The 11,177-nt window shown below is 64.8% G+C and carries 7 protein-coding genes and 1 pseudogene; 4 read left to right on the forward strand and 4 right to left on the reverse strand.

Features of this window, described 5'->3' with window-relative positions:
* Window positions 1-619 precede the first annotated feature (619 nt).
* The 3 genes and pseudogenes from FJV41_RS44310 (at window position 620) to FJV41_RS44320 (ending at window position 4,624) form a co-directional block, all read left to right on the forward strand.
* Complete coding sequence (locus tag FJV41_RS44310) at window positions 620-3,661, forward strand: RCC1 domain-containing protein (protein WP_246137807.1); 3,042 nt, start codon at window positions 620-622, stop codon at window positions 3,659-3,661.
* A gap of 289 nt (window positions 3,662-3,950) precedes the next feature.
* A pseudogene (locus tag FJV41_RS44315) lies at window positions 3,951-4,142 on the forward strand (transposase); the annotation flags it as partial.
* 116 nt (window positions 4,143-4,258) lie between these two features.
* Window positions 4,259-4,624, forward strand: coding sequence for a hypothetical protein (locus FJV41_RS44320; protein WP_141648685.1), 366 nt, complete (start codon window positions 4,259-4,261; stop codon window positions 4,622-4,624).
* 2 nt (window positions 4,625-4,626) lie between these two features.
* Here FJV41_RS44320 and FJV41_RS44325 read toward each other — a convergent pair whose 3' ends face one another.
* The 3 genes from FJV41_RS44325 to FJV41_RS44335 form a co-directional block, all read right to left on the reverse strand.
* Complete coding sequence (locus tag FJV41_RS44325; protein ID WP_141648686.1) at window positions 4,627-5,466, reverse strand: SDR family oxidoreductase; 840 nt, start codon at window positions 5,464-5,466, stop codon at window positions 4,627-4,629.
* A 32-nt stretch (window positions 5,467-5,498) separates the two neighbouring features.
* Window positions 5,499-6,623 carry an NAD(P)-dependent alcohol dehydrogenase gene (locus tag FJV41_RS44330; protein ID WP_141648687.1) on the reverse strand — a complete coding sequence of 375 codons (1,125 nt, stop codon included), beginning with the start codon at window positions 6,621-6,623 and terminating at the stop codon, window positions 5,499-5,501.
* A 153-nt stretch (window positions 6,624-6,776) separates the two neighbouring features.
* The gene (locus FJV41_RS44335; RefSeq protein WP_181791370.1) at window positions 6,777-9,050 is read right to left on the reverse strand and encodes a hypothetical protein; all 2,274 of its coding nucleotides are present in this window, start codon (window positions 9,048-9,050) and stop codon (window positions 6,777-6,779) included.
* Between the two features lie 272 nt (window positions 9,051-9,322).
* Between FJV41_RS44335 and FJV41_RS44340 the strand changes: the two genes are divergently transcribed.
* Window positions 9,323-10,438, forward strand: a complete 1,116-nt coding sequence (locus tag FJV41_RS44340; RefSeq protein WP_141648689.1) for a Gfo/Idh/MocA family protein — start codon at window positions 9,323-9,325, stop codon at window positions 10,436-10,438.
* 92 nt (window positions 10,439-10,530) lie between these two features.
* Here FJV41_RS44340 and FJV41_RS57000 read toward each other — a convergent pair.
* Window positions 10,531-11,177, reverse strand: a 647-nt coding sequence (locus FJV41_RS57000) for a LysR family transcriptional regulator substrate-binding protein (protein ID WP_141648690.1), incomplete at its 5' end; no start/stop codon positions are given.

The raw sequence follows: 11,177 nt of genomic DNA on the forward strand, positions 1-11,177 counted from the left end.
GGGCAGGTGGGGCGGGGAAGTGAACGGCGCGCCGGACGGAGTGTGCTTCCGGGCGCGAGTTCAGGCCCGAATTCGGACCGCGGTGCTCGAGCACCCGGGGGGAGCACCCCAACCCCGCGAAACTACGGGGCCTGTGTCGCTAGGTGTGTGCTTCCGCGCCTGGCCGGAGTTCCACGGCGAAAGCGACCAGGCGCGGCTTGGCGCGGTGAAGGTGAGTGGCAAAAACTGAACGCGAAAGTGTCCGCGTTCACTTTCGAAATGGTTGTCTCCATTGGGGACGAGGGTCTCGCTGGCTGCGTCACGACGTTTCCCTCGCTCTTCTCTTGCCCAGAGCCAGTACTACGGCATTCATTCCACCGATCCCCACCATTCGAGTCATCAACTGCTCTGTCAATGTGCCCGCATACTGCACTGCGGCCTGCTTCCTATTGCCTCCCTCCAGAGCGCCATCATCTCGGCACGCTATTCCAGGCGACAATCCCCCGGCGCTGAGAGAGGATATAGTGGAGCACCTTGGCAATTGATGCCTGGAGCTGGGGCATGCCAGCGCTGTCTCTTTGTGCCTGTTTTGTGCGGTTGAGGAGCTTGGTGTGTGCGTCAATTGAGGAGGAATGGCGTGATGATGCCTATTGTCCGGATTCTTGCTGTGTGTTGTTTGGTTTCGCTATTGGGGTCGGGCTGCGAAGATCAATTCGGCATTGCGAGCGAAATTCCCGCGCAAAAGACTCAGCCATTGTCCTCTGCCGCTGTCGGCATCTCTAACTCTCGCGGCCAGGCGGTCTTACGCGACTATCTCGATGCTGCTGGGTATCTGCCTCCATTCGGCCCGAGAACCAGTTCGATGGCTGCTGCGGACTACCCTGGCTGCATGGACGACTATATAGATAACCACAGTGTCGCTTATGGTGGTTTTTCTGTTGACTACCTGGTCTGTGATTCTGGATCGCCGCAGCCCGGTGCAATCCGTGTTTTCTGGACGCACGATGTTCCATCCAGCATTGCCGTTGGGTCCAGCGGTAGCTACGCGAGATTGAGATTTGGTGGCGGCACATATCAGCCCAACCAGCCTCTCTCCGTGATGCCGGTTGGGGCTTATGTGCACCCTGTTTCGGGTGTTGCGATGACGAGTTATCGGGTCGAGTATGCGTTTGGTATGAGCGGTGTGGACTACTGTGCCATATCCGACTTCACTACCAGCTATCGGCTCGCTATGGACTGTAGTGAGCTGTCCTTGCCGTATTTGGCGCCCAAGACTGATTCTCTGACTCCTAGGACCTACAAGGTCTACCCATATGCTGTGAGTGTTTCTTCTTTTGTCTCGAGAACATTAGTCGTGTCGGCGGGGGCGTTGCCGTGTGCTGGGTGTCATGCCCCATCGTTGGAAGACAGCCCTGAACACCTCTTTGAGTATCGGAAACAAGGCGCTGCCGTGTGGACTGTGGTTCGACGTACAAATCTGTCCAGCTTCCGGGTCCCTGTTGTCGGTGCAGGTGTCTATGAGTATCGGTCGAGAGGCAAGCTGACGCCCAGCGGGGCGTACTCCGATTACACTGCGACCCGGACGGTTGAGGTGTCAGCGCCTGGGGAGGTTGTTGCGGGATTTGAACACTCTCTAGCACTGCGCCCGGATGGTACCGTCTGGGCTTCGGGTATTGCACTGCTTGGCGACGGCCCTCTCGTGCGAAGTCAGTATGCGCCGGTGCAGGTGCAGGGGTTGAGTGAGATTGTGGGTGTTGCCGTAGGCAGTTTCCATGCTCTGGCTCTGGATTCAGACGGCTTGGTCTGGGCTTGGGGGCAAAATGACTCCGGCCAGGTAGGAGATGATTCCTATGTCGAGTACTCTATGCCAGTGCAAGTGGCGGGTGAAGTTGTGGCCGTGTCCGCTGGCAATAGCCATTCACTGGCCTTGCGCTCTGACGGAACAGTCTGGGCTTGGGGCGCAAATAGCAATGGGCAACTAGGGGATGGAACGGTGATGGAGCGCCGTGCGCCGGTGCAGGTGCAGGGGTTGAGTGGGATCGTGGCTGTGTCTGCTGGGGGCTTCCACTCGCTGGCGCTCCGCTCCGACGGCGTCCTGTTTGCTTGGGGTAGCAACGGCTATGGGCAACTGGGAGATGACAGCACAATCAATCATTCTTTGCCGGTTCAAGTACGGGTGGCGAGCGAAGTGGTTGCCATGGACGGCGGGAACACATTCTCATTGGCCGCCCTCGCGGACGGGACGGTGTGGGCGTGGGGGGACAACACCCAGGGGCAGCTAGGGAATGGCTCCACGACAAATAGCAAGTTGCCGCAGCAAGTACAGGGCTTGAGTGATGTAAGGGGCGTTGCTGCAGGAGTCTATGGCCACTCATTGGCCGTCCTCTCGAATGGCACGACGTGGGGCTGGGGCTACAATTACAGAGGCCAAGTGGGGGATGGTTCTACGATTAATCATACCACGCCGGTGCAGGTACGAGGATTGACGGGTGCGATTGCCGTTTCGGCGGGTAGCGACCACTCGTTGGCATTGCGCTCGGATGGAACTGCCTGGGCCTGGGGCGGAAACTCCCACGGACAGCGCGCGGATGGGAGTTTCTGGGCGCAGCCTCTGCCGATGAAGTTCGAGGGATTGAGCAATGTAAAGGCAGTGGCTGCTGGTGGTCATCATTCATTGGCGTTGCTCGCTGATGGCACCGTCTGGGGATGGGGGGATAACAACGTGGGGCAGTTGGGAAACGGGACGATCTCCTCGGTTTCCACGCTTGCGCGGGTGGAAGGGTTGTCAGATGTGGTTTCCATTGCCACGGGCCCCGGTCACTCGCTCGCGGTGCTCGCTGATGGGGGAATTTGGGCTTGGGGTGATAATTATTGCGGGCAGCTAGGCGATGGTACAACGGTTAATCGGCTGGTGCCCGTTCGAGTGAAAGAGCAGCTTGGTGCGGTGACTGTGGCTGCCGGGTTGTTTCATTCACTGGGGTTGTATTCCGATAACTTCATTAGGGCTTGGGGTTGTAATTTCCATGGGCAGTTGGGTGACAATAGTGTTGTGACGAGGGTTGTGCCTCAAATTGTTTTCGGTATGTGGGGCTCGTCGGGTGTGGCGGCGGGAGTGGGGCACTCCTTGGGGATGCGAAGTTATGAGAGTGATGTTGATGCTTGGAGCTGGGGTGACGGTAGTGCCGGTCAGTTGGGGACTGGTTCTTCCGGTCCACAGTTGAATTCACATCCCGTCGAGAGTGGCCCCGGTGTGTTGGCCGTGGCTGCGGGTTCCGAACACTCACTGGCTCTCCGTAAAGATGGAACAGTGTGGGCTTGGGGGAGCAATTCCAGCGGGCAACTGGGGGATGGTACAAGTAATGGAGCTTGGCTGCCTGTGCAGGTACAGGGGTTGAGTGGCGTGAAGGTTGTGGCCGCTGGTGGCGAACAGTCGGCGGCAATTCTGACCAACGGTACCTTTTGGACTTGGGGATACAATGGTGGCGTTTTTAGCCAGCCGTCGAATGTTCCGATTCAAGCTGGCACACTGAGCAATGGGAAAAGCGTGGCCGTTGGTGCTGCGCACTTCGTGGGTCTTCAACAGGATGGCACCGTTTGGGTCTGGGGACGTAATGATCATGGTCAGCTTGGGAGTGGGCTGCCGACGAGCGGCTTGATGGCTAGTGAGTCGCTCTTGCTTTGAGAGTCGCTGGTTCCTGTTGTCCGCGAGCGCGCCTCGGGAAAGTCGAATTAGAAGCGAGGTGGGTAGCTCTGTTTAGGGGGAGCATAATTCTCTGTCTCCAGAAGGAGGTGCTTTGCTCCCCTTATAGAGAGTCTTTCCGGTTGCCGCAGATGTGTCGATTCTATGCTTGGAGTCTCTTGCATAGTCTTGGTGCGAGCGGCGCAGGGCAGGGAGGAGTGACATGCCCTTCGGTTTTCGGACCACCTGAAGCTTGAGAGGATGGCGTCTCCGGCCACCACGGAGGCAGGGCATGAAGAAGAGTCGGTTCAGCGAAGAGCAGATAGTCTCGATTCTGCGCGAGGCGGAGCGGTCCTCCTCACCGGAGACCGCGAAGAAGCACGGGGTGCGCGAGCCGACCGTCTATGCGTGGCGCAAGCGCTTCGGGGGCATGGACGCCAACGACACGAAGCGGCTGAAGCAACTGGAGGCGGAGAATGCCCGGCGCTCGACATCGCCGTGCAGCTGACGATGGCTCAGTGGACGCGTCGCGAGCGGCTATACTCCCCTCATCGCGCGGGCCCGCTCCTGGGCATGCGCTGAAAGGCCGAGGGGCTGACCATGTCGCAGCGGAGTGCCAGGTCCTGGCTGTGGCTGGCGGGCGTCGCGGTGCTCGCGCTGCCGGGGCTCGCGCCGGCGCAACATCCCCTCTACACGATTCCCTGGGAGGACAAGTCGCAGGTCCTGGAGTACCGCTCGTGTGGCTGCGCGGACTCCTGCTGGGTCGCGGAGCTGCGCGCGAAGAAGGGTCGCAAGCTGCTCGCCAGGCTGCGGTGTGACTGCGAGAAGCTCTGGGTCATCCCGAGTGGGAACTCGAAGGAGGCCGAGTACCGCGCGACCTGCGACGGCTTCGACACGGAGCGGAAGCTCGACCTCATCGCGGAGGAACTCAAGAAGGTGCTGAAGGCCCACAAGCCGGCGCCCTAGGCTCACGTCAGGGGCAGGGTCTCCAGGCTCATGGGCGCATGTCCCGCCACGCGCTCGACGTCGGTCGTGACGTCCGCCAGCTCACCCGCGGCGATGGCCGTGTATGTGCTCACCCACGCATCCACCTGCCACTGCTCGGCCCCGTAGCGGGCCCGCGAGCGATACGCCTCTTCGATGCTCTCCGCCCGGTAGCGGATGGGACGCCCCAGCTTCCGGCTGAGCACGGCGGCGACCTCGTCGAGCGTCAGTGACTCCGGTCCGGTCAGCGAGTACGTGCGGCCCCGGTGCTCGCGGGGATTCAGCAGTACGGCGGTGGCGACATCGGCGATGTCGTCCTGCGCAACGGCCGCGACCCGTCCATGCTCCGCGGGGCCTCGGAGCACGCCGTCCTCTCCCGCCATCATGGGGAGAAAGTCCAGGTAGAGGTTGTCTCGCAACATCACCGAGGAGAAGCGCTGCTCCCGCAAGCGCTGCTCGGTGGCCCAGTGGTCCCTCGCGAAGGTGAAGGTGGCATTCGGGGCCGCGCCGTAGAACGACGTGTAGACGAGCGTCTCCACGCCCACTGCCGCCGCTGTTTCGATGAACGCGAAGTGCTCCTCCAGTCGGGTCGGCGCCTCCTTCGCGGACACGAAGAGCGCGGTCCGTACGCCCTCGAGCGCGCGGGCGAGCGCGTCGCGATTTCGATAGGTCGCGACGTGGACCTCTGCACCCGGCAGCGAAGGGGCCCGCTTCGCGTCGCGAACGATGAGTCGCTGAGAGACTCCCTGGGCCGCGAGCCGACGCGCGATGCGTCCCCCGAGTCGACCCGTGCAGCCGGTGACGGCAATCGGTGTGTCCGCCATGTCGTCTCCTCCGTGGCTGGGGCGCGAGGCCCTCAGGTGGGCCGCGTCATCCGGATGATGGGCTTGAGCGTGTCACCCTTCTCCGAGTCCTTGGCCGCCTGGTTGATCTGCTCCATGGGGTAGAACCTCACCAGCTTGTCGAACGGGAATCTACCCTGGGCGTAGAGGTCGATGAGCTGGGGGATGAAGACGTCCGGGACGCTGTCGCCCTCGACGATGCCGCGCACGCTCCTACCGGGAATCATGAGGTCATTCACGTCGAAGCTCGCCTCGGTGCCAACAGGAGGCGCGCCGACGACACCGCACGTCCCCAGGATGTCGAGCGAGTCGATGGCCTGCCGAAGCACCTTCGGGTTCCCCGTGGACTCGAGGGTGTAGTCCACACCCCGGCCTCCGGTGACGCGCTTGATGAACTCCACCGCGTCCTCGGTCTGCCCATTCACCGCATGCGTCGCGCCCAACTCCTGCGCCAGTTGCAGGCGGTTGGGTTTGGTGTCCACGGCAATGATGGTGGTGGCCCCCGCGAGCCGCGCGGCCATGATGGCGCTGAGCCCCACCGCGCCGGAGCCGAAGGCCGCGAAGCTACGCCCGGCCTTGACTCCCAGGGAGTTGAGGACCGCGCCCGCTCCCGTGGAGATGCCGCAGCCCAGCGGCCCGAGCAGCTCCAGCGGCACGTCCTTGCGCACCTTGACGATGTTGCGCTCCGTCGCGATGGCGAAGGTGCTGAAGGAGGACTGGCCGAAGAAGTGGTCATGGAGGGGCTTGCCCTCCTTTTGAATCGCGGTGGACCCGTCCATCCGCCCACCGCCCATGTTCCGCGCGTAGAACTCCCGGCAGTACGCAGGATGCCCTGACTGGCACAGGTCGCACTTTCCGCAGAAGGTGAAGGCCATCACGACGTGGTCGCCCGGGGCCACCTTCGTCACCCGGTCGCCCACGCGATCGACGACACCCGCGCCCTCGTGCCCCAGGACGATGGGCAGCGGCAATGGGTAGTACTGGTCGCGGACAATCATGTCGGTGTGACACATGCCCGTGGCGACCATCCGAACGAGCACCTCGTCCGCCCGAGGGGCTTCGACGGTGACGTCCTCGAGCTGGAAGGGGCCGCCCTTCTTCCACACGACGGCCGCCCTGGCCTGGGCTTGCTCGCTCATTGGCTCTCTCTCCTTCGTGCCGGTCCTGGCTAGGGTACGGACGCCCTGTCGGGGAGAGGAGTCTTGCCCGCTGCATTCAGCGGGGACGCAGGGAGGCTCGGCTCCACGCCAGTCACCTGGCGCCGGCCGAGCCTCCTGCCCACGTGCGCGTGGCTACCCGCCGCGCACGCTGATGCGGTACGCGGTGCCGCTGGTGCACTTGCCGACCTGCTGGACCACCGTGAGGATGTCCGTCGCCACCAGGTCGTGGCTCAAGAGGATGACGTTGCCGCTGCCGTCGCCAATCTCCTTGTTGGTGCTGTCATAGACGCGGATGCGTGCGCCGGGGACGGCTTGCGACACGATGACGAAGTTGGTGCCCGCGAGCGGCTGGAGGATGCGCGGCGCCGGCAGCTCCTTGCAGCTCCCCGCCGGCGGCGTCTGGTTCGTTGGGCCCGCATCACACAGCTTCTGCTGGGCGACCAGGACCTCGCCGGAGTTCAGGGCGCGGCCCAGGGGCGTGGCGAAGTCGTAGTCCGGGAACCAGGAGATGGGCGTGGAGAAGCCACCCGCGGAGCCCACACCCAACACGTCGATGCTCGTCCGGGCTCCGTTCGTCAGCGAGCCCAGGCTGACCAGTTGCTGACCCGCGAAGGTCTGCGGCGGGTCGAACGAGGGCGCGGGGATGCTCGCGGGCGCCTTCACGGCCTTCTGGGGCGCGGACTCCGGGCTCTTGTCGCCGCACAGGCTGATGACCGCCTTGTACTCGTCGCCAACGACGAAGGGCGTCTTGCCCGGGCGGATGGCCGTCCAGTCCGTGCTGGTCGACGACGAGGCGGCCGAGCCTCCGTTCACCGTGACGGTGAGCTTCGCGCCCGGGACGTGGCGCACGGAGATGACCTCCGCGCACTCGTAGATGAGCGTCGGGTCGATGGCGGGCGCGGGCAGTCCCGTGGGGAAGTCGACCTTGTGGTCGCGGACCTTGATCTCCGGTGACGGGCCGGACACCGCCGCACCACTCTCCTGTCGGGCGGAGACCTTGTCACCGGCGACCAGCGCCGGCACGTTGAACACCTCGTGGTTGGGACTGCGGGCGATGAGCGAGCCCACGTCGGTGCCGTTGATGGTCAGCGTCACCTTCGCGTCGAGCACCGCGCCGCGCACCGCGACCTGCGTCGCGCAGCCATACAGTGGGTCGATGACCACGGGCGGCGAGAGATAGCCCGTGTCATCCGGGATGTTGCCGGGCACCGTGGTCCCCGTCGGCTTCGGCGCCTTGCAGGCCTTGCGCAGGGCGTCGACGTGCGCGGTGAACTGTGAGCGGTCCGCGCCGTAGGGCGGCATCGTTCCAGGCAGCGGAGGGCTGACGGCGGTCTCCAGGACGATGGCGCAGTAGCCGGGCAGCTCCTTGGAGAGCGCGGGGAAGCGGCGACCGGAGCCGCCCGCGCGGTGGCAGCTGTCGCAGCGGCCCTCGGAGGACACGGCCTCCAGCAGATACGAGGGGCCCGGGTTCTGCGGCCAGTCCTGATGGACGATGGGCTCGTACCAGCCCGTCCCAAACAGGTCCAAGCCGACGAAGGGGGGCTTCTCCGGGTGGACGACGAAGGGGTTCTCGCCCGCGTGGCAGTCCGAGCAGGTGCCCTGGTCGTTGGCTTCGAGGGCATAGCCACCCACGAAGTCCTTGATGTCCACCTGCACGCCTCGGATGAAGGTCTTGCTCGCGGGGTTGTCCCAGAAGCACGCCTTGTTGCTGAGCGTGCCGAGGCAGATGATGCCGAGCAGGTCGATGGACTTGTCGTCGCGCAGGTAGCGGGGCAGGGCGAGGCAGACACCCGGCGGCTTGTCGCTGGTGTAGTGCATCAACTCCGCCTTCTCGGTGGTGCTGATGAACTCGTCTTCGATGACGCCTCGGTTGACCCAGCCCGCGGAGAACATGGGCGGAGGAATGGGCACCCCGGCGGCGGCGCACTCGCGAATGTAGGCTTCGCCGCTGTTCTCCGTGATGGAGAAGGTCTTGATGCCCTGGGCCTCCAGCTTCCTCGCGACGTCGGCGCCCACGCCCTTCGTCTCGTGCTGCTCGGCTCGTCCCACCTTCGACGTGCTCAGGCGCTTGAGGTAGTGCATGCGCAGAGCGCCGTTGAGGGAGCGGATGCGAGTGAAGTCCTCGGGGCGCAGCGTGTCGTTCAACCAGTCGATGTACAGCGCGTTGGCGAGGACCTCGTCCTCCACCTGACTGGTGATGACCTTGCGCGGGCCGTCGATGTCGAGGCCGCCTTTCTCCAGGGCCTGACGCCGCAGGGTCTCCAGGAAGTCCTTCTGCGTGCGCTGCACCATTCCAAGGTCAGCGGTGATGACCTTGCCACCCTCCCCGAGGAAGGCGCCGTGGCCATAGGTGATGACGCGCTCGTCCGCCGGGGGCTCGGCGCTCTGGCAGCCAATGAGACTCATCGCTGTCACGACGGCGAGGAGAAGGGTCAACCGTGGAGTTTCAAGCATGGGTCGTCCAGGGGTAGGAGTTGCGACGCGGCGGTGACTGCGATTCCAAGGCCCGCGCTGGCTGAACGGCACTCCCCCCATTTCTTCCCTCAAATGCCGCGAGCGACCTGTCGACGTGGTTGCTGGTTCGCCCCCCTTCCTGTCGTGCGGGGCGCCCGGGTTCGTCGCGGGACTTGTGGCCGCTGACCCTGGCGCACAGCGTGTCCTCCAGGGGAGGTGTGTCCATGGCTCAGCGAGGCACTCGGCGAATTCGTTATGCGGTGGTGGGCGCGGGAAATCTCGCGCAGGTGGCCATCCTCCCGGCGTTCCAGAACGCGGGGGAGAATTCCGAACTGGTGGCCATCTTCTCCTCGGACCGGACGAAGCGTGAGGCGCTGCGCGAGCAGTACGGTGTCGAACACTGCGCGGGCTACGAGGACTTCGAGGAGGTCTGCCGGGAGGCGGAGGTCGACGCCGTCTACATCGTGCTGCCCAACACCTTGCATCGGGAGTTCACCGAGCGCTCCGCTCGGGCGGGGTTGCATGTGTTGTGCGAGAAGCCGATGGCGACGACGGTGGAGGACTGCGAGGCGATGATTCGCGTCGCGGACGAGCACGACGTCCGGTTGATGGTCGCCTACCGGCTCCACTTCGAGGAGGCGAACCTGCGGGCCATCGAGTTGCTGCGCTCGGGCAAGTTGGGGGACCCGATGATGTTCTCCGCGGTGATGACGCAGCAGGCCCGCCGGGGAGACATCCGCACGCGCGCCGACGTGGGAGGCGGGGCCTTGCTCGACGAGGGGCCGTATCCCATCAACGCCGCGCGCTACCTCTTCGGGTCCGAGCCCACGGAGGTGGTCTGCTTCACGCAGGAGGACCCGGACGCGCGCTTCAAGGGCGTCGACGGCACGGCGTTCGCGTTACTGCGCTTCTCCGAGGGGCGGATGGGCCAGTTCGGCATCAGCCATGCCGCGTCCGCGGTCTCGAGCTACCGGGTCATCTGCTCGAAGGGGGACCTGCGCGCGGACCCGGGGTTTGGCTACGACTCCGAGCGCAAACACTTCGTGACCCTCGGCGGGAAGACGGAGGAGCGGACGTTCGCGAAACACGACCAGTTCGCGCCGGAGTTGCTCTACTTCTCGCGGTGCATCCTGGAGGACCGCGAGCCCGAGCCGTCGGGCTGGGAGGGGTTGGCGGACGTCCGGGTGATTGTCGCGCTCCAGGAGTCCGCGCGCACGGGGCGGGCCGTGAAGCTCGCGCCCTTCGAGCGGCGTGACCGGCCGTCCATCGACCAGCTCATCGTCCGGCCGGCCATCGAGCCCCCGGAGCCGGTGAACGCGCCAGCGCCCACGGTGGAGTGAGCTTCAACGCCGTTCCGTGGCGCACCCCGCGCAGCGCCCTGGGAAGTAGTCACCCCTCACCAGGGGTGTGAGCTTCATCGCCGTGTCGCGGCTCACCCCGCGGCGAGACGGCGGGGCGCGAGACCCTCCAGGGCGGTCGCCAGGCGGTGCGCGGCCTCACTGGCCTCGCGTCTCCAGGCGATGCGCCAGGAGCGCTGCAGCGGCCCCGAGGCGAGCCGCTTCGCGACCAGGTCGCCCTTTCCGAGGTGTGGTCCGGCGATCCACTCCGAGATGACGGCGACGCCCAGGCCGGCGCGCGCGAGGTCGAACATCGCCTCCGTCAGGGGGAGTCGCTCGAAGCGGAGGCGGGGGCGCTCCCGGCCGAAGACCTGGGTGAGGAACCAGTGGGACTCCGCCGGAGGTGTCTGGGACGTGAGCAGGGTGTGCTCACGCAGGTCATCCCGAGTGAGTGTCTTGCGTCCCGCGAGCGGGTGCGATGAGGCCACGACGAAGACAATCTCATCGGAGAAGAGCTTGCGGGCCCCGAGCGTGGCGCGAGGGATGGTCGCCTGGGTGAGGAGCGCGACGTCGATGTCGCCCGCTTCGAGGGCCGGGATGGGGTCGCGCGTGTGTTCCACGGCGAGGGTCACCTCCAGCCCCGGCATGCTCCTGCGCAGGTCCACGAGCAGGGAGGGGAGCCAGTGGTAGGCGGTGTAGCACCTGTCTCTTATACACAACTGACGCTGCCGACGATCGCATA

It is taken from the genome of Myxococcus llanfairpwllgwyngyllgogerychwyrndrobwllllantysiliogogogochensis, from assembly GCF_006636215.1.
Taxonomy (GTDB): domain Bacteria; phylum Myxococcota; class Myxococcia; order Myxococcales; family Myxococcaceae; genus Myxococcus; species Myxococcus llanfairpwllgwyngyllgogerychwyrndrobwllllantysiliogogogochensis.

Excerpts from the sequence above, each read along its gene's own strand:
- FJV41_RS44335 (WP_181791370.1), bottom strand. The coding sequence starts at position 9,050 with ATGAGTCTCATTGGCTGCCAGAGCGCCGAGCCCCCGGCGGACGAGCGC.
- FJV41_RS44330 (WP_141648687.1), bottom strand. The coding sequence starts at position 6,623 with ATGAGCGAGCAAGCCCAGGCCAGGGCGGCCGTCGTGTGGAAGAAGGGC.
- FJV41_RS44340 (WP_141648689.1), top strand. The coding sequence starts at position 9,323 with ATGGCTCAGCGAGGCACTCGGCGAATTCGTTATGCGGTGGTGGGCGCG.
- FJV41_RS44320 (WP_141648685.1), top strand. The coding sequence starts at position 4,259 with ATGTCGCAGCGGAGTGCCAGGTCCTGGCTGTGGCTGGCGGGCGTCGCG.
- FJV41_RS44310 (WP_246137807.1), top strand. The coding sequence starts at position 620 with ATGATGCCTATTGTCCGGATTCTTGCTGTGTGTTGTTTGGTTTCGCTA.
- FJV41_RS44325 (WP_141648686.1), bottom strand. The coding sequence starts at position 5,466 with ATGGCGGACACACCGATTGCCGTCACCGGCTGCACGGGTCGACTCGGG.